At 45.7% G+C, this 22,138-nt stretch carries 17 protein-coding genes and 1 pseudogene; 14 read left to right on the forward strand and 4 right to left on the reverse strand.

Translation table 11 applies throughout. The features are described from left to right. Positions 1–207 precede the first annotated feature (207 nt). The 3 genes from B4A77_RS10340 to tmk all read left to right on the forward strand — a co-directional run bounded on the left by B4A77_RS10340 (position 208) and on the right by tmk (position 4,813). Positions 208–1,050, forward strand: coding sequence for a hypothetical protein (locus tag B4A77_RS10340; protein WP_173381343.1), 843 nt, complete (start codon positions 208–210; stop codon positions 1,048–1,050). Between the two features lie 170 nt (positions 1,051–1,220). After that, positions 1,221–4,172, forward strand: coding sequence for a preprotein translocase subunit SecA (gene secA / locus B4A77_RS10345; RefSeq protein ID WP_290740489.1), 2,952 nt, complete (start codon positions 1,221–1,223; stop codon positions 4,170–4,172). Between the two features lie 11 nt (positions 4,173–4,183). Then, positions 4,184–4,813 carry a dTMP kinase gene (gene tmk / locus B4A77_RS10350; RefSeq protein ID WP_290740492.1) on the forward strand — a complete coding sequence of 210 codons (630 nt, stop codon included), beginning with the start codon at positions 4,184–4,186 and terminating at the stop codon, positions 4,811–4,813. A 22-nt stretch (positions 4,814–4,835) separates the two neighbouring features. On the opposite strand, the gene B4A77_RS10355 is transcribed toward tmk, so the two are convergent. The 3 genes from B4A77_RS10355 to B4A77_RS10365 form a co-directional block, all read right to left on the reverse strand. Beyond that, complete coding sequence (locus tag B4A77_RS10355) at positions 4,836–5,159, reverse strand: DUF3392 family protein (protein ID WP_290734033.1); 324 nt, start codon at positions 5,157–5,159, stop codon at positions 4,836–4,838. Positions 5,160–5,177: 18 nt separating this feature from the next. After that, positions 5,178–6,353, reverse strand: coding sequence for a GDSL-type esterase/lipase family protein (locus B4A77_RS10360; protein WP_290740495.1), 1,176 nt, complete (start codon positions 6,351–6,353; stop codon positions 5,178–5,180). A 112-nt stretch (positions 6,354–6,465) separates the two neighbouring features. Continuing rightward, positions 6,466–7,272, reverse strand: a complete 807-nt coding sequence (locus B4A77_RS10365; RefSeq protein WP_290740498.1) for an ORF6N domain-containing protein — start codon at positions 7,270–7,272, stop codon at positions 6,466–6,468. 88 nt (positions 7,273–7,360) lie between these two features. Here B4A77_RS10365 and B4A77_RS10370 point away from each other — a divergent pair, with 88 nt between their 5' ends. Beyond that, the gene (locus B4A77_RS10370; protein WP_290740501.1) at positions 7,361–8,755 is read left to right on the forward strand and encodes an IS3 family transposase; all 1,395 of its coding nucleotides are present in this window, start codon (positions 7,361–7,363) and stop codon (positions 8,753–8,755) included. A 50-nt stretch (positions 8,756–8,805) separates the two neighbouring features. Here the strand turns inward: B4A77_RS10370 and B4A77_RS10375 are convergent. Then, positions 8,806–9,135: pseudogene (locus tag B4A77_RS10375) on the reverse strand (ORF6N domain-containing protein); the annotation flags it as partial. 185 nt (positions 9,136–9,320) lie between these two features. On the opposite strand from B4A77_RS10375, the gene B4A77_RS10380 reads away from it, so the two are divergent. The 10 genes from B4A77_RS10380 to B4A77_RS10425 all read left to right on the forward strand — a co-directional run bounded on the left by B4A77_RS10380 (position 9,321) and on the right by B4A77_RS10425 (position 21,950). Then, on the forward strand, positions 9,321–9,485 hold the full coding sequence (locus B4A77_RS10380) for a hypothetical protein (protein WP_290740506.1): 165 nt from the start codon (positions 9,321–9,323) through the stop codon (positions 9,483–9,485). Positions 9,486–9,676: 191 nt separating this feature from the next. Next, positions 9,677–11,266 (forward strand): type I restriction-modification system subunit M, encoded by a 1,590-nt coding sequence (locus B4A77_RS10385; protein WP_290740509.1) that lies wholly within the window; start codon positions 9,677–9,679, stop codon positions 11,264–11,266. Positions 11,267–11,345: 79 nt separating this feature from the next. Then, a complete protein-coding gene (locus B4A77_RS10390) occupies positions 11,346–12,719 on the forward strand; it encodes an RNA-binding domain-containing protein (RefSeq protein WP_290740512.1) in 1,374 nt (457 codons plus the stop codon). Beyond that, positions 12,716–13,870, forward strand: coding sequence for a restriction endonuclease subunit S (locus B4A77_RS10395; RefSeq protein ID WP_290740515.1), 1,155 nt, complete (start codon positions 12,716–12,718; stop codon positions 13,868–13,870). The genes B4A77_RS10390 and B4A77_RS10395 overlap by 4 nt, the downstream gene beginning before the upstream one ends. Before the next feature lie 7 nt (positions 13,871–13,877). Beyond that, a complete protein-coding gene (locus B4A77_RS10400) occupies positions 13,878–15,056 on the forward strand; it encodes a potassium channel family protein (RefSeq protein ID WP_290740518.1) in 1,179 nt (392 codons plus the stop codon). A gap of 24 nt (positions 15,057–15,080) precedes the next feature. Then, positions 15,081–18,179: a hypothetical protein gene (locus B4A77_RS10405; protein ID WP_290740521.1), complete on the forward strand. Its 3,099-nt coding sequence runs from the start codon at positions 15,081–15,083 to the stop codon at positions 18,177–18,179. Between the two features lie 31 nt (positions 18,180–18,210). Beyond that, positions 18,211–19,914: a hypothetical protein gene (locus B4A77_RS10410; protein ID WP_290740524.1), complete on the forward strand. Its 1,704-nt coding sequence runs from the start codon at positions 18,211–18,213 to the stop codon at positions 19,912–19,914. A gap of 3 nt (positions 19,915–19,917) precedes the next feature. Further along, complete coding sequence (locus B4A77_RS10415; RefSeq protein ID WP_290740527.1) at positions 19,918–21,006, forward strand: HNH endonuclease; 1,089 nt, start codon at positions 19,918–19,920, stop codon at positions 21,004–21,006. A gap of 22 nt (positions 21,007–21,028) precedes the next feature. Then, complete coding sequence (locus tag B4A77_RS10420; protein ID WP_290740530.1) at positions 21,029–21,568, forward strand: hypothetical protein; 540 nt, start codon at positions 21,029–21,031, stop codon at positions 21,566–21,568. A 160-nt stretch (positions 21,569–21,728) separates the two neighbouring features. Continuing rightward, entirely contained in the window at positions 21,729–21,950 is a 222-nt protein-coding gene (locus tag B4A77_RS10425; protein WP_290740533.1) for a helix-turn-helix domain-containing protein, read from the forward strand. Positions 21,951–22,138 lie beyond the last annotated feature (188 nt).

Genomic DNA, 22,138 nt, shown 5'->3' on the forward strand with positions numbered 1-22,138 from the left:
GTTATAATTTTAATAAGTTCGCTTTTTGCAACAAAAAAGCGAACTTATTTTTATTTTTGTAAACAAAATTATACCACACAGTGTGTTGACTGCGTAGTTTATTTGCTAGATTTGTGCCAAACCTGATACAAAACATAGTGGGCAAAAAGGTGTCTGGATGAAGTCCAACGTCCGCTACGAAGTTTGTATCAACTGAGGAGAACAAAAATGAAAAAGATCATTGCATTATGCTCTTTCGTGTTCCTGCTTTGCTCCTGCGCAGGCGTGAACGTCAAGAAACCCGACATCGACAACGTGAAAAAGGTCGCCATCCTGAGCGTTACCGGTAGCGAAGATTACGAAGATATCGAATCCGTGAAGGGCAACAAGGAAAACCTCCTTTCCGTCGTCGGCAACATTATCAAGGACAATGTCGAGATGATCAACGAGCCGCAGGTGAATATCGCCACCCACGGCGCGAACGCCCTTTTCCAGGCGCTCAACGGTATCGAAGGCTGGAGCGTGATTCCGTTCGAGACTGTGCTCGACAACGAAGAGGTGAAGGCCTTCTTCGAGAACAAGGATACCTGGGGCAAGGTCGAGGACTTTGCGAACAAGGTTGCTCCCCGCGACGGCAAGCGCCGCGTGCCCGCAAGAGGCATGTATGAACTTTCCTTCGACAAGGTCGTGCCTGAAGGCTATACCTGGGTGAACGGCGAACGCATCGAAGCCCCTGTCCACCGCGCCCTCGGCAAGATGTGCCAGTCCCTCGGTGTCGACGCTATCGCTGTTGCAGAATTTTACTTCTACTACGAAACCGGCATGATGACCAAGATTACGAGCAACGTGACCCCGATCGTGCTCGTGAATGTCGCGATGATCGACAAGAACGGCGAAAAGGTGCTCTTCACCGACCGCGGCTGGAAGCAGATCGAAGGCAGCGAATCCGCGAAGATTCACCACAACTACGTGGACCTGCGTGACGACCGTTCCGTGAAGGCCTACAACCTCGCCATCGACAAGATCATGGACGAGTTCCGCAAGGAAGCCGCGAAGAAACTCGCAAAGTAATCCAGTTTTTACTCCTTGGGAGGGGCTGTGCGTTGCGCGCGGCCCCTTTCACTATTTTCACTGTTGTTTCAGATATAAACGCTGACACGCTGGCATGAATTATGCTAAATTGTGTCCGTAATTTTTAATTGTGGCTACAGGTGTGCCTGCGGCCGTTATAAAGGAATACGATGAGCATAGTAGATACCGTACTTCACAAGGTTTTCGGGACTCCCCACGAACGCAAGGTAAAGCAACTCCGTCCGGTCATTGCCAAGATTCACGAGGCGCGTGCCGCCCTCGAGGCGCTGGACGATGCGGCGCTCGCTGCGAAGAGCGCGGAATTCCGCGAGAAACTCAACAACGGCGCCTCCCTCGAGGACATCAAGGTCGAAGCCTTCGCCGTGTGCCAGGAAGCCTGCGACCGCCGCTTGGGTATCTTCAACATCTTCAAGCCCGAATTCGGTTTCGACTTCAGCCGCCTCGGTCCTGAACTCCAGGGTGCGGTGGAAACGGCCAAGGCCGAACTTGCGAGCGGCAAGAACGAATGGAAAGTCTACCTGCCCGCCGCCCTCTACGCGAAGGTGCGCGAACTCTACCCCGAGTCGGTGAAGCCGTTCCGCATGATGCCCTTCGACGTGCAGATGATCGGTGGCCTCGTGCTTCACGAGGGTGCGATTGCCGAAATGGCGACCGGTGAAGGTAAGACCCTCGCCGCAGCCCTCCCCGTCTACCTGAACGGCCTCGGCGGCCACGGCGTGCACGTGGTGACGGTGAACGACTACCTCGCCGGCCGTGACGCGAAGCAGATGGGCCTCGTGTACAAGTTCCTCGGGCTCACCGTGGGCCTCATCGTGAACGGGCTCGATTCCGAACAGCGTCGCGAAAGCTACAACAGTGACGTGACCTACGGTACCAACAACGAGTTCGGCTTCGACTACCTGCGCGACAACATGGCGGTCGACCCGTCCCAGCTGGTGCAGCGCGAACTCAACTTCTGCATCGTCGACGAAGTGGACTCCATCTTGATTGACGAAGCCCGTACTCCGCTCATCATCAGCGGCCCTGCCGAAGATGCGACCGACAAGTATGCGAAGGCCAACGAGATTGCGCAGAAGCTCGTGAAGAACAAGGATTTCTCCGTCGACGAGAAGGACAAGAACATCCAGCTCACCGAGAAGGGCGTGAACCATGTCGAGAGCCTGATGCAGATTACGAACCTCTACGGCGAACATGCCGACTGGGTGCACTTCCTCGACCAGGCGCTCCGTGCATGGCACCTCTACGAGAAGGACGTGGACTACATCGTGCGCGACGGCGAGATCGTAATCGTGGACGAGAATACGGGCCGCCTCATGGAAGGCCGCCGCTACAGTAACGGCATGCACCAGGCCATCGAGGCCAAGGAAAAGGTGCAGATCCGCCGCGAGAACCAGACGCTTGCGACCATCACGTTCCAGAACTACTTCCGCATGTACAAGAAGCTTTCGGGCATGACCGGTACGGCCGAAACCGAAGCGACGGAATTCATCAAGATTTACAACATGAACACCTGGGTCATCCCGACCAACAAGCCCTGCATCCGCAAGGACGAACAGGACCTGGTCTACAAGTCGGAAGATGCCAAGTGGAAGGCGATTGTCGCAGAAATCAAGACGCGCCACGAGAAGGGCCAGCCGCTCCTCGTGGGTACGGCTTCCATCGAGAAGTCCGAACACCTCCACGGCCTCCTGGAAAAGGAAGGCATTCCGCACGAGGTGCTGAACGCGAAGAACCACAGCCGCGAAGCCGAAATCATCCAGTACGCGGGCCACGCGGGCAAGGTGACGATTGCGACCAACATGGCCGGTCGTGGTACCGACATTGCGCTTGGCCCCGGAGTGACGGAACTCGGCGGTTTGCATGTGCTTGGCACCGAACGTCACGAATCCCGCCGTATCGACAACCAGCTGCGCGGCCGTTCCGGCCGTCAGGGCGACCCGGGTTCGAGCCAGTACTTCCTCAGCCTCGACGACAACCTGATGCGCATCTTCGGCGGCGACAGCGTGAAGAACCTGATGAGCCGCTTTGGCGTGGGCGAGGACGAGGTGATTACGCACCCTATCGTGAGCCGCTCCATCCGTAGCGCACAGCGCCGCGTCGAGAGCCAGAGCTTCGATATCCGTAAGCACTTGCTCGACTACGATAACGTGATGAACGAGCAGCGCAAGGTGATTTACGGGCTCCGCCGCCGCATCCTGAACGGCGAGGACATCCGCGACGAAATCATGAACCGCATCGAGGATGCCTGCGACATCAAGGTTTCGGGCTACATCCCGGCGAAGAGCTACCCCGAGAACTGGAACCTGGAAGGCCTGCATACCGATCTCCAGCGCACGCTCGGCATGGAATACAGCCTTACGTTCGAGGAAGCGACGAAGCGCACGCCCGAACAGGTGCTCGACGAAATCATCGCGCTCTGCAAGGCGCGCTACGACAAGCTCACGAAGATTATCCCGGATGCGGACTTCCGCAACATCGAACGCCGCTTCCTGCTCATGACCATCGACCAGGTGTGGAAGGAACACCTCTACGCCATGGACCAGCTGAAGGACGCCATCCGCTTCCACGGATACGCCCAGAAGGACCCGCTCATGGTCTACAAGAACGAGGGCTACAAGATGTTCGAGGGTTGCCTCGAGAAGATCGCGACGCTCACGGCGCTCCGTATCTTGAACATCCGCATTACGCTCCCGAACGGCATGACCGTTTCTCCGGACCAGCTGCAGCTCAAGAGCCAGGAACAGATCGACGCCGAGAAGAAGGCCGCCGAGAAAGCTGGGAACGCCGCCGGCGAGTCTACCCAGGAAAACGGCGCCGAACAGCTGAGTGCCGATGGCGCCCAGGCCGCAGGCCTCGCGGGTGCCGCCGCACATTCCGAGAGCAACGCGATTTCGGAAGAGCAGCAGGGTAGCCAGCCGATGCCGCAGTCCGCTTTGCCGGGCACGCGCCCGACGGTGCGCCGTACCTATACGAACCCCGCCGTGCTCGCCGCCGCAAGGAAGCGCGCGCAGCAGCAGGGACCGAAGCTCGGACGCAACGATCCGTGCTGGTGCGGTTCCGGCCTCAAGTACAAGAAGTGCCACGGCAAGGACCTCGAGTAATACGGCTGCCTATGCAGACGGCGAAGCGCTTCTTTAGCCTGGAAGGTATCGACGGGTCCGGAAAGTCGACCCAGATCGACATGCTTATCGCGAGGCTCACGGCGGAAGGCTATTCCGTCGTGAAGTTGCGCGAACCCGGCGGCGCGAAGATTTCGGAACGCGTGCGCGAGATTCTCCTGGATGCGTCGTTCAAGGGCGTCATGGGCGACAAGACCGAGCTGCTGCTTTACAATGCGGCGCGTGCCCAGGTAATTCACGAGATTATACAGCCTGCGCTCGATGCGGGGAAGATCGTGATTGCCGACCGTTTCGCGTGGAGCACGTTCGCCTACCAGGGCTATGCCCGCGGGCTCGGCGCCGGCATGGTGCAGAAGCTTACGGAACTGACCTGCGGAAGCTGCTTCCCGGAACTCACCGTGGTGCTCGATCTGACTGTCGAACGGAGCCGCGCGCGCACTGCGAAGCGGGGCGAGGCACCCGACAGGCTCGAACAGGAAAAGGCCGACTTTTTCGAACGGGTGCGCCAGGGATACCTGGCCGCGGCGCGCGAGTATCCGGAATGTGTCGCCGCAATCGATGCCGACCGCAGCCCCGAAGAAGTATTCGGCGATTTGTACAAACTAATAAAGTCGAGACTCTAGTTTCGGGGCGGAGGGCCGTGCCTTAGATGTCCTTGCCGCTGCGGGCGCAGAATGCGAGCACGATGAACGCGGCTGCGATAATGCCGATCAGGGGAAGGTCCGCCTGGCCGTACAGGAACATTTTAAGGAGCCGCACCAGCTGCGACGACATGAATGCGTAGCCTGCGCTGCATAGCAGTACGAACAACGCAAAACGCCCGAGGAAGGGGAGGCTCTTCGTAATCTTCTTGAAGTAGCCGTTTATGTGGCCGCCGTAAATGATGAGCAGTGTCGCGACGAGGCCGATGGCAATTGAGTTGAGATGGAGTCTCAGGAAATCGGCAAACTGGTGGATGTAGGGCTGCATGCGGAAAATATAGATAGTTTATCTGAGCAGTTCTTCGGGGACGCATTCGGCCATGGCCTCGTACGCCTTGGCGCTCGGGTGCAAGTGATCGCCCGAGTCAAAGCCGCTGCTGAAAGCTTTCGGGTTGTCGTGGCCACGAACGGCCGCGTCGAAGTCCACACAGCCGTCGAAATCGGGTGCGGTGCGGAGCCACTGATTGAACGCCACGCGGATGATATCGCGGTTTTCGTTGTAGGTGCGCCAGCCGTAAATGGGCAGGAGCGTGCCGCTGTAGATTTTGAGCCCAAGCTTGCGTGCGTGCATAATATAGAGCGTGCGCACGCCGTTGATGAGGTCGTCGGCCGTGGGCATGTCGCTCCAAGGGCGGAACTTGTTGACTTCGACACCGACCGGGTGGATGATATCGTTGATGCCGTGCTGCACGATGACAGCGCGTGCGCCTGCCACGTTCATTTCGATGGGGAAACGCGTGGCACCCTTGAGTCCGTATGCCGCGTAGGTGATGCAGCTGTATTCGCGCAAGATGCGCGTGCCGCTTACTGCGCGACGGATAATCGAAACGTTGTTGAAGCCCTCGCGTGCGCAACGCAGCGTGAGGTAGTCGGGCCAGTCCTGCGCCGTGATGGAATCGCCAAAACACACCAGCGCAAAGTTCTTTTCTTCGGTGAAAATGTCGATGGTGTTGAGGAAATAAATCCAGTTCGTTTTGCGCGTTAAGTCGTCTGGCAGCGTTGCAGACTTTGCGAAGTTGCCGTAGCTGTACTTGCCGCCCGAAAGCGGGCCCGTGATTGCCGTGCCGGCGTTCATCTGCGTAAAGTCGGCGAAGTAGAGGCTCACGTCGAAAGTTTCGCCCGCGGTGACGCTGAATGCGATTTCGTCGCTCAAGATTTCTTCGCCCGCGGGGATTGCGGTGGATGCGCGGCCGCCGAAGGTGATGGGGGTCGGGGAGTATTGCACGTTATCAAGATGCGCGTCGCTTGTAAACTGCGCGGCCTTTGCGACGTACGCCTCGCTAATCGTCACGGGCTCGGTGCCGGTGAGATTCGAAAAATGGAACCGCAGCTTGTTGCCCGAAAAGCACGCGCGTATCGGGTAGCGGAGCGTCAAGTCTTTCGCGTAGGTCGCTTCCTTGCGGTCGGTAATGGAGGTCGCGTTGCCCCAGCAGGCAACCCATTTCGTGAATTTCTCGGGCATGTGCCAAAGATAGATAATTTGCGGTGGCAGCCGCCCCCGCAACGCCCCGGCAGTTGTCAAGTATTCCTTGACAACTACTCATGTGCGGAATACGAACTACACGAAACAAATTCTATTCCCCCTCTTGCAGCAGCCTTTCGAACAGTGCACGATACCCCGCGATATCTTCCAGCTGCATGATGGTCGTGATTTTGTTGCCGGCATCCTTACTCGAAGCTCCGCAGTGGAAAAGTTTCTCACTATCGGTCCCGAAATCTAAATAGATGTACCTGTCGTGGAACATGTTCCCCGTGGTGCGAACATCGTCAAGTTCAACGTCCGGGCGGGCGGCCCTGAAGTCCGCCAACATGCTCTCGGTCAGGCGGGTGCGTCCGTGCTGCTCGCTGAAAATCTGGACCGAAACACCCTTCACCACGCACCGCAATAAATCGAGCGTCTTTACATCCAGGTAGTCATCTACAATCAGCACCGACTTTTTCGCCATGCCGTAAATCTGCGTGTAGGCGACATCGGCCTCCAGCCGCTGCCCGTTCAGAATCAAAAAGTGCTTGAAAGTGCTCGGATCGACGAAATTTTTCATGACTTTTTGCAGGTCCAGGTTCACCTTTCCGAGGTTTTCACGCATATCATGGACTTCACCAGAAAGTTCCCTAATACCGGCAGAGTGTTTCGCGATATCCCTCGTATTTTGTGCAGTCTGCAATGCGATTTGAGCAAATCCGTCATTTCCTAGCAATTGCTTGTTTTCCGCCGCAATGTAGTCCTTCATCTGCTTGAAAAGACGGATGAGGGCCTTGCTCTGTGCGGTCGCCTGTTCGCCCTTGAGAACCGTCATGAGCATGTAGATGCCTTGCTCGGTAAAGGCGTAAGGAGCGTACCTAACACCGCCCCAACTTGAGGCCGATTTTTTCGACCTCAAGATTTTCTGCGGTTCAAGTTTATCTCCGTCACTTGAGGTGCAATTTGGGGATGCGGACGAATAGTTGGACACGACTAGAGGACGCATCATGCATTTTACAGAAGCACAAATTGCCAAAGCCCTGGAAACCTTTCGCGATCTGAAATCAGCGACCAAGACTGTAAGGCTTTTAGGCTATCCATCGACAAAACAGCTATATAAGTGGATAAAGAAAGAAGGTCAGCCGCGCCAAGAACAAAGAAAACGTTATAAATGGACAAATACACCGGAACATCCGGCTCATGCTCCAATCAAGGTAAAGCTTGACGCGATCCACAGATGCTACGAAATGGGCGAACCGATGATTTCTGTAGCCAAGGATATTGGATATACGTATGCAAGTATCTATTATTGGTACCAGAACTATAAAAAGTACGGACTTATGGGACTGCAGAACAAACCAAGACCAACGAAGCGGAAGCAGGCGAAGGAAAAGGATCTTTCTTCCGAAGACGCGAAGGCGCTGAACGAGAAAATCCGAAGTCTCCAGCTGGAAGTCGACATACTGAAGGAGACGCTGAACATAATAAAAAAAGACCCAGGCGTTGACCTGTCTGCCCTCCGGAACAGGGAAAAAACACAGCTTGTCAACGCCTTACGCAACCGCTACGAATTAAGGGAAATCCTACTTGCTCTGGGGATGTCCCGAAGCGTCTATTACTACAACGTGAAACACATGGACGACCGTAACAACAAGGATCGTCAGTTGCTCAAGGAACTTGTCCCCATATTCAACGAGTCCAACAAGACTTACGGCTACAGGCGAATCCACAGCGAACTTTCAAGAACCGGAAGGAAGGTTTCCGAGAAGGTTGTCAGACGCGCAATGAAACTCGGTAACCTCGTTGTCTACAAGCCCAAGAAGCTGAAGTACAGTTCATACAAGGGCGAGATCACGCCCGCCGTCCCCAACATACTCAACCGTAACTTTCATGCCGACGCTCCCAATCAAAAATGGCTGACGGATATAACGGAATTCCCGCTGCATGATGGCAAAGTGTATCTATCACCGATTATCGACTGCTTCGACGGGGCGCCAGTGTGCTGGACAATCGGGGAATCACCTGACGCAACCCTTGTCGACGAGATGCTGGACAAGGCCGTCGCGACACTCCACGAGGGAGAGACCCCGATAATCCATACGGACAGAGGAAGCCATTATAGATGGCCTGGATGGATCGAGAGAATGAAAAAATATGGTTTGACACGATCCATGTCAAGGAAGGGGTACACTCCCGACAATGCCGCCTGCGAAGGTTTTTTCGGGGTACTCAAGAACGAATTTTTTTACAGTAGAAATTGGAGAAATGTCGACAAGGAAGAGTTCAAGGCTGAACTTGAAAAATATCTGGAATGGTTTTGCTCGAAACGGATAAAGGTCGGACTCAACGGAATGAGTCCAACAGATTATCGGAAACTATATTTGGATAAACAATCTGTCTAAATTATTGTCCGCATCCCCTTTTTGCACCTCAAGTCGTCTTCTTGCTCAAATTTACTCCTCTCACTTGAGGTCCAAATTTTGGACCTCAAGTTGTCTTTTTTATAAAAATTGTCGAAATTCGGCGAATTTCCGCAGTTTGAAGTCAAAATTTTTGACTTCAAGATTTCAAATTCCTCTGAAGTCAGCCGAAACCGAAAATCCTCATCGAATTTTTCGATATTGTTTTTGACCTGTTCATTAAATTTCTTTGTTCTATACCCGTAAATTTCTGCCAAATCGGCATCGAGCATCACCTTTACCCCGCGGATGGTATATATCCGCGACTTGAGCAAATCCTCGTCTATCAGGGAAAATTCGGGCTTTTTCGGCGCAACGGCCATGTTTTTCGGCATTTTGGGCTCCTTTTGCATAAAAAAAGGACCGCTCCGCCTTTTAAGCGGGAGCGATCCATAATACCACCTTTTCTGGTGCTGGGAGTAATATACAAAAATTTAGTGCACCGGGATAATCTGTTGGATGTTTTGATTTATATTATTTACGATGCCTATCATAAGGGACTAGCCGTATGTTCGAATTCTTCAGGTACTTCAAGGGCGAAAGGGAGAATCCCTTCGAGGGCGTGCCCGAAGGCTACAAGGCGCTGCTGTTCAACTGGTACATGAAAATGGCCTTTTCCGTAGTGGATGAAATTCCTGCATTCAAGGCCTTTTACGAGAAGTGGTACGGGTAAACGCAAAATCGATATAAAAAAATATCGATAAGTGGTTTGATTGGCTAAAAAACGGGTGGATAAGCTCTAGTCGACGAGATTTGCCATGACTTTCTGGAGAAAAAATCGGAGTTTCAGATATTAGGGTCCAACATCTCATTTTTCCCCTCCCTTGTCACTCCATTGTCATTCCATTATTATATATTTCCGGCATGCCTAGAACAAAATCGTCTTCCGCGCAGTCTGCGCCCGCAAAAAAGAAATCCGTCCCCGAAAAGTCCGTAGAGGCGTCCCTCTGGGAGTCTGCGAACAAGTTGCGCGGCAGCGTGGAACCCGCCGAATACAAGCACGTGGTGCTTTCGCTTATCTTCCTCAAGTTCGCAAGCGACAAGTTCGAGGAACAGCGCGAAAAGCTCATTGCCGCCGGCCGCCAGAAATACGTGGAAATGCCCGAGTTCTACAACAAGGACAACGTCTTTTACCTGGAAGAAACTTCACGCTGGAGCTTTGTCATCGAGCATGCCCGCCAAAGCGACATTGCGCTCCTGATCGATACCGCGCTTGCGAACATCGAAAAGAAGAACAAGGCGTTGCGCGGGGCGCTCCCCGACAACTATTTCTCGCGTTTGCAGCTCGACACCGCAAAACTCGCGGCGCTCATCAGCGACATCGACGGCATCGATACCATCAAGGACAAGGAACAGGATGTCGTTGGTCGCGTCTATGAATATTTCCTCGGCAAGTTCGCCATCGCCGAAGGCAAGGGCAAGGGTGAATTCTATACGCCCAAGACTATCGTCGGGCTCATCGCCGAAATGATTGAACCCTACCGCGGCAAGATTTACGACCCCTGCTGCGGTTCGGGCGGCATGTTCGTGCAAAGCATGAAGTTTATCGAGGCGCATCACGGCAACAAGCGCGAAGTCTCCGTATATGGCCAGGAATACACCGGTACCACGTACAAACTAGCAAAGATGAACCTCGCCATCCGCGGCATCTCCGGCAACCTGGGCGACAAACCCGCCGACACCTTTGCCGAAGACCAGCACAAGGATTTGAAGGCCGACTTTATCATGGCGAACCCGCCGTTCAACCAAAAATCGTGGCGTGCCGAAAACGAACTCCAAGATGACCCGCGCTGGAAGGGCTACACCGTGCCGCCCACGAGCAACGCGAACTACGGCTGGATTCTGAACATCCTCTCGAAACTCTCCGAAAACGGCGTGGCAGGCTTTTTGCTCAGTAACGGCGCGCTCAGCGGCGAAGGCGACGAACAGCAAATCCGCAAGGAACTATTGCAGAACGACAAGGTCGAGGCAATCCTCATTCTGCCCCGCAACATGTTCTATTCCACCGACATCAGCGTGACGCTCTGGATTCTGAACAACAACAAGACCGCCCGCGAAGTCAAGGTCGGCGATGCCATGCGCAAGTACCGTAACCGCAAAGGCGAAGTGCTCTTTATGGACCTGCGCCAGATGGGCGAACCCTTCGAAAAGAAATACACCCAGTTCAGCGCCGAGGACATCGCAAAAATCAGCGGCACCTACCACAAGTGGCAAACGCAGAAAATCAAGGACGAACCCGAATACTGCGCCACCGCCACCCTCAAGGAAATCGAGGCGAAAAACTGGTCGCTTGTGCCGAGCAAGTACATCGAATTCAAGAACCGCGACGAGGCCGTGAACTTTGACGAAAAGATGCGCGAACTCCAAGCGGAAATGCGCTCCCTCCTCAAAGCCGAAAAAGAAAGCGAAAAGGAACTCGCCAAAGTGTTCAAGAACCTGGGATTTGAATTGTAGCGTGATGGAAAGCAGGCGCTATTGCATACAAAAGCGGTTGAATGTATATTAGCCAAGAGATTAACCTTTAAGGAACGATATGCCCGAAAGTCAAAATATCGAGTACAAGGAATCGTGGCGAGACGAGTATATCAAGTGGATATGCGGTTTTGCGAATGCTCAAGGTGGAAAGATTTTTGTAGGCGTAGATGACAAGGGGCGTGTCGTCGGATTGCAGAATGCCAAGAAGCTCATGGAAGATATCCCGAATAAAGTCAGGGATGCATTGGGTTTGTTGGTCGATGTGAACTTGCTTTCTGTAGATTCCAAGGAATACATCGAAATCTCGATTTCTCCGAGTACATATCCCGTAAACTATAAAGGCGAATATCATTACCGGACCGGGAGCACAAAGCAGCTTTTGCAAGGTGCTTCGCTCACGCAGTTTTTGCTGAACAAGACCGGAACAAAATGGGACGCGGTCCCTGTCGATGGAGTCAGCTTTAGGGATTTGGACAAGGAAAGCTTCGACATCTTCCGCCGGGAGGCGAAAAAGTCGGGCCGGATGACTGCGCAAGATTTGTCGATGACGGACGAAGAACTGTTGGACAGCCTGAATCTGGTTGTAGATGGAAAATTGACCCGGGCCGCAGTCTTGCTTTTTCACCGCAAGCCGGAAAAATGGTTTGGCGGCGCATACGTGAAAATAGGCTTTTTTGGCGATGGGCCCGATTTGCAATACCAGGATGAAATTTACGGCTCGTTGTTCATTCAGGCGGATCGAGTCGTAGAACTCATTTACCTCAAGTATTTCAAGGCACGCATCAGTTACGACGGCCTGATCCGGGTGGAACGCTACCCCATTCCAAAGGATGCCATGCGCGAAGCCGTTTACAATGCCCTGATGCATTCGAATTACTCGTCCGGAGTCCCGATTCAAATTCGCATACACGAGAACGAAGTTCTTATAAGCAATGACTGCATTTTCCCGGCCAATTGGACTGCAGAAACATTGATGCAAAGGCATCGCTCGGAACAATACAACCCCAAAATCGCAAACGCGTTCTTTAGGGCGGGCTACGTGGAAGCGTGGGGCAGGGGCATCGAAAACATGTGCAAACTTTGTAAGGATTATGGAGTCAAGACTGAATATACCGTACATCCCGAAGATGTGATGCTTGCATTTTTTGCCAAGCAAGAGACTGCGGCCACCCAATCCGCCACCCAATCGACCACCCAATCCGCCACCCAATCGACTCAAAAATACTTGCCGATTGAAATTAAACTTATGCATTATCTGGTAGCCAATCCACGTGCAACTCAGGGTCAAATTGCAAAATACTTGGGAATGAACTTGAATACCACCAAGTATTATTTGAACAAACTAGGTAAACTTGAAGTCCCCGCGATTAAGCACGAAGGCACGACAAGAAAAGGCTCGTGGATGGTTTTGATAGACTTGGAGAATCTATGACAGGGCAGAATATGAAACGGCTTGGAGACTACATACGGCCCGTAGATGTGCGGAACAGGGACTTGAAAGTGACGCGGTTACTTGGCGTGAGCATCACGAAAGAATTCATGCCCTCTATCGCCAATATCGTCGGCACAGATTTGTCTGCCTATAAAGTGGTGACCAAGGGGCAATTTGCTTATGGTCCCGTAACGTCTCGCAATGGTGATAAAATTTCAGTCGCCTTGTTGGACGGATATGACGACGCCATCATTTCGCAGGCCTATACCGTTTTTGAAGTCGTTGACAAGAATGCCCTGGATCCCGAATATCTGATGATGTGGTTCCGTCGCCCGGAATTTGACCGCTACGCCCGATTCCATTCTCACGGCAGCGCCCGCGAAGTCTTTGACTGGGAAGAAATGTGCGAAGTCCAGGTCCCCGTCCCCGCGATAGAAAAACAGCGCGAAATCGTCGCCGAATACAACACCCTCGCCACCCGCATCGAAACCAACAAGAAACTCATCGCCACCCTCGAACAAACCGCCCAAACACTCTACCGCCACACCTTCGTCGACAACATCGACCCCAACAATCTGCCGCAGGGGTGGAGGATGGGAACCGTCGCGGATTTGGTAACCACACAGTATGGTTACACTGAAATTGCAACGGAAGAAAAGGTTGGACCAAAATTCTTGAGAATTACCGACATCGTTGGTTCTCAGATAGACTGGAACTCAGTTCCCCACTGTCCAATAACAGAGTCTGAGTATAAAAAGTATCAGTTGAAAGAAGGTGATATCGTTGTTTCTCGAACAGGAGCGAATATCGGTTACGCGAAACAGATTCGTGGTGAAATTCCAGAAGCTGTTTACGCATCATTCCTAGTTCGCTTAAAACCAATTGATGAAATATATAATTGGTATTTAGGACTATCTGTCGATTCTCAAGAATACAAGGATTTCATCTTTGCTAATCAGCAAGGTTCGGCCCAACCGCAAGCGAATGCCAACGTCATGGGGCAATATCCGATTGCGATACCTGATGAAAATACATTGAAAAATTTCAATTCTGTAATCTATCCAATATTAAGAAAAATATCCTTACATCAACTAGAAATCAATAAACTGAATGAAATGAAACCCCTTCTCCTCTCCAAAATGGGAGTGTAACGATACTATGAGAAAAATACTTCGAATCAGTTTTGAAGGGGAAACCTATGAGGTTGAAGTAGATAATCAACCATTTCAAAATTCTCAAACAAGTACTATGAATCTTTTAAAAGAAATAAAAAATAAAAGCAGAAAAGATTGCAAGGACTTTTTTTCGAGATATTCTGGTGAATCGCTAAGCGATGGATCTATTTTAGAAATAGAAACGGAAAAATGTTTTTCGTTCTCACAACAATATAAATGTTCTTTAGTAAAAAATTGCCAATACAATGCAAGCGGAAAAATTTTTAAAACGGATGCCATACGATTTGAGGTAAACCAAATTGAACTGACTAATTGTGTTTTTTTTGGCGGAGTTGATATTGTATTAAATGGAGATAATTCGAATGTAATGATAGATAAGTCATTTATATTTGGATATATTCGAATATTTGGAAAGAATTCAAATAGTTCTGTAGTAATTCAAGGATCTGCTTTAGATAGAATTGAAATTAGAAAACAATTTGGTTCCATAGAATTAGTTCAAAGTACTTTTGGATGGTTGGTTTTTTATAACGCCACGGTATTTGATTTGTCTTTATACGATTCTTTTGTTGAAGTTCTACGTATAGGTTCCGATTCAAAAGTAAATATTTCTGAAAAAGGAATGTTTAAGATTGATGTAAAAAAAACTCTGACTACAAAGAATATAACAGAAGAATGGGTTCGCTTTCCAATGGATATTTCGGCAGCTGATTATCCTGAAAAAGATTATGAAGAAGCCGAAATAAATGAAACTGAAGAATGCGCACAATTTCTAGAAAGAAATAATTTTTGCACTACTGTAGATGAACATGCTGACCTGACTTATTACAAAAATTTAGTCTATCTAAAATTACCATGGTCATTTTTCTATAAAATATTTGGAGGAATGATAAAGCCTGCAATAATCATAGCTTGGTATTTTGGATTGATAATTTTATTTGCAGTAGTTTTTGCGTTTGGCAAACAGCCTTTTGCTGATAACATAGATAACTCGTTTTGGAATTCTTTATACTTTTCTGTCATAACAATGACTTCAGTTGGATATGGAGATATCAAACCTGTAGAATGGGCGCAGTTATGTGCTGCTATTGAAGGCATATTGGGTGTATTCCTGGGTGGAGCATTTTTGGTGGCATTGACGAGAAAGTATTTTAGTCGGTAACTCTAATACAAAGGAAAGATTCATATGCAGTCAATTAAAGATTTTTATAAACAACTTCGTCCAGAACGTTTTTCAGATTCTTCTTATGAACATGAAGTTTTGTTACCTCGTGAACAATTAGACTACATCTTATCGCAAATCTCAATTAATCAAAAACAAGATGAATTTGAAACGTTGGCGAAACGTTTTGCCGAAAGATTGATTGCACCTAATCTTATTCCTCAAGTTGGACCTACAGGCGGGGGTGATGGAAAAACTGATTTTGAAACGCATTCCGTTGCAGAAGAAATAGCGTTTCACTGGTTTACGCCTTCGGAATATTGCAGTGTTGGCGGAAAATGGGCTTTTGCAGTTAGTGCGAAATCTGATTGGCTGCCTAAAATCACAAGTGATGTAAAGAAAATCGTAGAAACACAACGTGGTTATGATAAGATTTTCTTTATAACAAATCAAAAGCCATCAAGTAAACAAAAAAAAGATAAACAAGATTCTTTAAAAAAGGAATTTGGTATTGATGTTGAAATTCTTGATAGAGAATGGATTTTAGAAGGGGCGTATAATCAGGATTTATTGAATGTTGTAATAGATTCGTTGCATCTCTCGGAAAATTATCGACAGAAAAAGAAATTAGGGCCAAGAGATTTGGAGCGAGAAAGAGAACTTAAAGAAATCGAAGAAAGGATAAATAATAAAGGCTGCTATTTTGGAATTGATTATTTATTCATTGAAGATTTACTCCAGTCGGCATTGCTATCTCGATCATTGGAGCGTTCCCCGAGTGAAATTTTGGGGAAATTTGATAGAGCACTAACGAATTGTGAACGAGTAGGAATTCCTTCTCAGACGTATAATATTCTTTATCAGAAAGCTTTTACAGCAAATAATTGGTTAGAAATGCCCGAACTGACCCTATCTTGCTATCAACATATGAAGGAGTTGATTAAAGATAATATTTCGGTTGACAAAATAGAAAAACTGATTACTCTATATATTTTATTACGTTATTCTCCTTTTTATGGAAAGGATACTTCTTTTAAAGAAGATGAAGAACTGGCTTTTTTTGATGAAATTGAAACGAAATGCGAAAATCTACAACTTGTATCCTCTAAACTATATCTAGCAATTTGGAAAAGACAAGTTGAAATAATGAATTTGCTTCCTTCAAAAAATGTTCCTGAAAAATCAATCAAAGATCTTCAACAACTTTTAAATAAAGCCTTATCTCATCTAGATATACCGATAGATAGTCTTTTTAAAACTGTGGAAAATATAGGGAAAAAAATAGGAGATAATTCAGCGTTTGAAAAACTGCTTGATTGGGTTATAGAAAAAGAAGCTGAGCTAGCATCTGATACAGAAGCAAGTTTTTTGTTCTATAAACGAGGCATAGAGAAAATTGATAAAGGAAATTATAAAGATGCATTGCGGTATTTGGGAAGAACTTTAGCCTTGACTTTAAAAAGCGATGAGTCTCCTATTTTAACAAGAGTTTTGTTTGCTCTAGCTTGTGTATATAAAGAAGAAAACTTGTTCTATGCCTCAAATAGTTGCCTTATACAAGTCTGTCGTTTCGAGTTAAAGAAAATGCAGACTTCTTCTTTGGATGATTCTGGCATTCTTTTGCATAGTGTGCTAATGCTATGTAAAAATGAACTACAAATAGGTCGAATTACAGTGATGTGGTGTTGGTATGAATTGTATAAACGTTTGGAATGCGCCCTTTCTGCTCCAGAAGAAATAATTAATGAATCCAAGAATATTGAACTTTACCTAACAGCAAGGCTTTGTTTGTGTAAAAACGAAAAGAACTCTTTAGAAAAAGTTCCGAATATTTTATCACGCCTAGCTTTTGTTACTACTGAAGATTGTGCATATGGATTACTAGGATATAATGAAAAGCTGAGTCCCGAATTTATTGAACAATTTGAAAGCTTTGAAAAATTTTATAGTGCGGTGACATCGCAACCAATAAAAGATCAGTTCTTTTATGAAAATAATTTTTTCCATAATGAAAAAGCAGAATGCAAGACTCTCATTAATGGATGTGAAATAGTCGCTCTTTTTACTTATGGGGAGATTACGGTATCATACGTTGAAATAATGCTTTCTTATTTAGAATGTCTTTTTGCGTCTGCAAAAGAAAGTATGATGCCAATGGAAAAGCGATTTACCATTGAAATCAAACCTAATGATTCGCTATTTAATGTTGAAAAAGCCGAAAATACACCCAAAGTTTATTTTGCATGCGATGTTGAACATTATGATTCTAAAAAATTCATTGAATCATTAAACGAAATTTTTGCTTATGTTTTCAGCAATGTGTATTTGCCAAAAGAAGAACCATTGGCATTATTAGAAAAGCTGTATAAGGAAGAATATGTACAAGAAAGAGTTTCTTTAATTCATTTGCACAAAGATAATAAGAACTATATCTTTGGCCCTCAAATGAAATATAGGCTTGACGATTGGGTAAAGGAAACTGACGAAGTTTTTCCGCAAAAAGAGGTTTCTTTTGCTCAAGTTGAGTGCGGAAAAGGAAATGTTCAAAAAACGGTTATAGTTCAATCCATTATTAACAAGCCATTATGGGATGCTGCTGGATGGATTGGTTTAGGTTGTTTAAGAACCTCCCCATTATCAGTAGCGTTATTTTATGAAAACTTTGCCGCTGGAATGCAAATTTTCAAGGAGTGGAATTCACTAGAGCGAGAAGAAAATCTTCCTCTACGAATATCAATAATAAAAGGGTTTGACAAAAATTATCCGTATGCCTATAAGGTTCATATAACAACAGCGCTAAATGAAGTAAAAGAAGATGATAAAATAGCAGTATGTTCAAGAATTCACAAAATGGATGCTCGAGATTTTGATAATCTGGATAAGATATGTAATGAGTATGCCAGGGCAGGTGAATTGATATTTGTTCCAATAGGCTTAAAAAACGGAATTATTTCCCCTAGTGACCTAAAATCGTTGCCTCAAGTTAGGGTTCGGAATTTCGTTGTGAGAAATGCCTGGGAAATAGGCCCTAATGATGTGGATGTTGTTGCAATTGATGCGTCAGATAATCCTATTATACCTGATGGTGTTGAGGCTCCTGTGCTGAAATTGCTGAACCAATAAAGAATGTCGCGAAAAAAGATGAGGAAGTAAAATGTATCGTAATGAAAATGATCCGTCATTTGATTATGCATCTGCCGAATTGGCTTTTGTATATATAAAACGATTGAAAACATGGTACAATCAATGTGTTTCGTTGCACCCCAATATAGATTGCGCTGTTACCGAGAGTAATGGTGTTGATTGTCCATGTGTGAGTGTATTTGAAAAGAAAGAGCTGGATCTTTTTCAAAGAGAAAATCTGAATGTTAAGGTTTTTGTCGGAGAAAATGGAACTGGAAAGACAACGTTGTTAGATGCGTTGCGTAAGGGAATGGAAAATGTTGCTGTTGTTTTGCGTGATTCCTCAGGAAAATATATATCGAGCGATAAAATTTCTTTAAAAGTTTATAGAGACGAGTTGAATGCAAGTGATGTAAAATTGACCCATCCTATTTGGGGACCGATTGAACATCTTTCAGAGTGTTCAATGTTAACCCCACTGGCTGATAGAGATTCAAAAAATATCATTCGGGAAGAACCTTTTTTCTTTGGAATTCGTTTTTTCCAGATATATCAGAAAAATCCATTGCTGTATAAATTTGAAAAAGACAATGAATTGATGCCTTTTTTTTGTATAAAGCCTCGACCAACTTTTATTTCAAATATAAAATTCTATATAGAAGAATTTTGTGGAAAAATTTTTAATGATGCTCTATTTGAAGAAGAATTTTGTAAAGATCCAGTTGGCTTCATTATGCTTTTCCAGTTCTTAGAAGAAAAAGAATTTTGGAGTGATTTAGAAACAGAAAATACGATTATATATCCTGCTGATATATTAAGTTATTTTAAGCAAAAATTTGAATTGCTAAGATCATTATGTGATCAAGATGTTTGTAATAAAATTAATGAAATAACACAGTCGATAAAATGTATTTTGATTGATGAACATGGTGAATTTAAGTGTTATAATACCTCTGATTTTGATAATGTGAAATTAAATTTGGAAGAAAAGCTTCAGTTGTTAATTGGACCATTTCAAACTATAATTCATCACTCGTTTAATATGGATTTATTTTATTATCATGGTTTTGCTATAATTGATGGAGAAAAGCGATATTTATCCGATTTAAGTGATGGTGAAATATCATCCTTAAAACAGCGCTATATATGGTACGCTGCACTAACTCAAATAAGTGAATGTTCAGGATATTATCTGACAATGGACGAACCGGATGAGTCTTTACATCCTGAATGGAAACGACTTTTTTGGAAAAATTTTATAGATAACTTCAAGTTTGTAAAAGAATATGTTATGCAGGAATTTCAAGTTCTGGCTGATTGCAGACCGGATGATAGAGAGTCGTATTTGGAAAGAAAAGAAATTGTTGCAACAAGGCATTTTGGATTAATTTTATCTACACATTCTCCTTTTTTATTATCAGACTTATTTGCTCATAATGTTGTATATTTAGATAAAGAAAAGAAGAACAATCTGTGGCATACCATCATAAAAAAATCTGCCAAAACATTTGCAGGAAATATTGGAGAAATGTTCTATAGTTCTTTTTTTATGGATAGTACGATTGGTGCCGTAGCTGAGGAATATGTAAAAAGAATTTTAAATATCCGTAAGGGATTAAATCCTGATAATCCTGATGAAATGCTTACTGAAGAGCAATTGCAAGAATATAAACATGAGGCGGATGCGATTTGCCAAAATATTGGTGATCCTGTAATTAAATGCTTGTTGGAGTAAGCTATGATTCAGATTGTATTAGATCCCACGACCAAAAAGTCGATAGAACAAATTCATTGGAATTGGTTTAAATTTCGAGTAATGCAACTGAAGTTTTCTTTTTTCCCTTTTCCTACATATTATAGCTATATAAAAAAACATGTAGTTTTTTTTGATTCATCAGAGAAAAAATTAAGTACTTCTCAAAAAAGAAGGTTGTTTTATAAAAGGTTGAAAAATTTAGTTGTTGGTGAATTTTCTGAAACAGGAGAAAATTCGTTTATTCGTTTTATAAATCTAAATGGGAAAAAGAAAGGACTTGAAAAAAAAAGATTGCTTATTGCTTTTGGATATGATGATTTTTCAATGATGCCGGGCCATTCTAAATGGACGACATGGTATAATAAAAACAAATTGTGGTATGATCGCTTCAAAGCAAGTAATAATGGTGAAGATTGGAATACAAAGGTATTGTGTGAAAAATTAGGTGTTGATGTTTGCCCATATTGCAATAGGCAATACATTTATACTTATGAGAGGGATAATGTTGGGAAAAAAAACACTGCAGAAATAGATCACTTTAAACCTAAATCAAAATATCCCTATTTTTCTTGTTCTTTATATAATATGATTCCGTCATGTGGTATTTGCAATTCAATAAAAAGAGATGATGATAGAGATATTGTTTATCCATATAAGGAATCATTTGAAAAAAAGAATATTCTAGATAAAAATTTTGCGTTTTTTCGTATGCGTCGTAAGGATAAGGTTCCTTTTAAAACAACAAATGTCTATAGGATCCCTAAAACAATTAAACTTGATGTTGTTGGCTCGGGTATTCCTAAATCACGAATGGATAATTCAAAAGAAATGTTTGCTTTGGAAGAATTGTATTCTAGACATGAGCTAGATTTAAATGATTTGTTGTTGCGTTATAGTTTGTATGGGAAGTTGAATATTCGGGCATTGTCTCAACTACTAAAAACACCTGAAGCTCTTATAAAAAAAGTGATTTTGGGCATACCTTTGCAAATAGGCACCAAAAAGGAATTTGTGTTGAGAAAATTTAAGGAAGATATTACTCGACAATTAGATGAAGCTGCGGAAAATTAAAAACAATTAAAAGGCTACAAAAATGACTCCCCAAATCTTCTCCAAAATCTTCTGGAAGCAGTATCTTCTACTTGAAAAGGACTTCCTTGAAACGGATGAGTTCGTGACGATTGACAAGAGCAACTTCAAGACGTTCTCCAGTCGTTACACTTATCTTTTTTTGAATATCTGCAGCGAAATTGATTCCATTGCAGAAGAATATTGCAAGGTTGTGAAGGCTCCTTCGAAGGTCAAGAACATCTTGCAGAAAATGACCGTCATTGTGAATGACGACCCGAAGATTAAAGATCAAAGGGTTTCTACGAAATATCCTTACGAGATTATCAACTTTGTTCCGTTTGCCGGTTTCGACAGTGAGTCGGCTGCTGGCTGGTGGCAAGATTATAACCTGGTCAAGCATTTCCGTGCAGATGTTCCGGAAAAGGGAATCCCGAACTATCAGCTTGCGCACTTGAAAAATGTGATGAACGCCCTCGCCGCCCTCTACATACTTTGCCAGAATCTCTACAAACTCCTTGGCGAATCCGACCTGCAACTCGAACCGTCAAGGCTGTTTGAATAAACTCGCACGAATGTAAAATTTCATTAAGCCCCTTGCCAACTTTGGACATAATAGGTACATTAATGCCCGACGTGTTTTTCCGTCTAATGGAAAAATGCGTCTTTTTTTATTCTGAACTTTCGGAATAAAGGGGACGCCTCAACAACTCAATGGAGGCGTAATGAACAAAGAAAATCATCTTGTTGAATACAAGCGAGAACTGTCCGAAACTTTCGAACGTTCTGTAATTGCTTTTCTGAATTCTACAGGCGGGCATATCTACATTGGAGTCAATGATGATGGCTCTATATATGGTGTTAAAGATATAGACCATGTGCAGCGTCAAGTAGCGGATAGGATTTTGAACAATATCAAGCCGAATGCTATCGGACTCTTTGGGTAGTGTCAAGGGTTTTTCTCAAAAATAGTTTGTTCCAACATCAGATCTAGGCTACATTTCCGTCCTTTTCCTGTTCCCGTTTCAGCTCGTTTTCCTTTTCCTGCTCGTAGAGATGCTTCATGTTCAGGTATCTCTTGGTACCCCATTCCTTCGTGGCGATATGCCTTAGCCTGGCGCACACAAGCATCAGG

This window comes from Fibrobacter sp. UBA3718 (assembly GCF_002371935.1).
Classification (GTDB): domain Bacteria; phylum Fibrobacterota; class Fibrobacteria; order Fibrobacterales; family Fibrobacteraceae; genus Fibrobacter.

Bases quoted from the DNA above. Each gene is read 5' to 3' on its own strand.
- B4A77_RS10410 (WP_290740524.1), top strand. From the start codon at position 18,211: ATGTATCGTAATGAAAATGATCCGTCATTTGATTATGCATCTGCCGAA.
- B4A77_RS10425 (WP_290740533.1), top strand. From the start codon at position 21,729: ATGAACAAAGAAAATCATCTTGTTGAATACAAGCGAGAACTGTCCGAA.
- B4A77_RS10405 (WP_290740521.1), top strand. From the start codon at position 15,081: ATGCAGTCAATTAAAGATTTTTATAAACAACTTCGTCCAGAACGTTTT.
- secA (WP_290740489.1), top strand. From the start codon at position 1,221: ATGAGCATAGTAGATACCGTACTTCACAAGGTTTTCGGGACTCCCCAC.
- B4A77_RS10395 (WP_290740515.1), top strand. From the start codon at position 12,716: ATGACAGGGCAGAATATGAAACGGCTTGGAGACTACATACGGCCCGTA.
- B4A77_RS10360 (WP_290740495.1), bottom strand. From the start codon at position 6,353: ATGCCCGAGAAATTCACGAAATGGGTTGCCTGCTGGGGCAACGCGACC.
- B4A77_RS10370 (WP_290740501.1), top strand. From the start codon at position 7,361: ATGCATTTTACAGAAGCACAAATTGCCAAAGCCCTGGAAACCTTTCGC.
- B4A77_RS10400 (WP_290740518.1), top strand. From the start codon at position 13,878: ATGAGAAAAATACTTCGAATCAGTTTTGAAGGGGAAACCTATGAGGTT.
- B4A77_RS10380 (WP_290740506.1), top strand. From the start codon at position 9,321: ATGTTCGAATTCTTCAGGTACTTCAAGGGCGAAAGGGAGAATCCCTTC.
- tmk (WP_290740492.1), top strand. From the start codon at position 4,184: ATGCAGACGGCGAAGCGCTTCTTTAGCCTGGAAGGTATCGACGGGTCC.
- B4A77_RS10340 (WP_173381343.1), top strand. From the start codon at position 208: ATGAAAAAGATCATTGCATTATGCTCTTTCGTGTTCCTGCTTTGCTCC.
- B4A77_RS10415 (WP_290740527.1), top strand. From the start codon at position 19,918: ATGATTCAGATTGTATTAGATCCCACGACCAAAAAGTCGATAGAACAA.
- B4A77_RS10390 (WP_290740512.1), top strand. From the start codon at position 11,346: ATGCCCGAAAGTCAAAATATCGAGTACAAGGAATCGTGGCGAGACGAG.
- B4A77_RS10385 (WP_290740509.1), top strand. From the start codon at position 9,677: ATGCCTAGAACAAAATCGTCTTCCGCGCAGTCTGCGCCCGCAAAAAAG.
- B4A77_RS10420 (WP_290740530.1), top strand. From the start codon at position 21,029: ATGACTCCCCAAATCTTCTCCAAAATCTTCTGGAAGCAGTATCTTCTA.
- B4A77_RS10355 (WP_290734033.1), bottom strand. From the start codon at position 5,159: ATGCAGCCCTACATCCACCAGTTTGCCGATTTCCTGAGACTCCATCTC.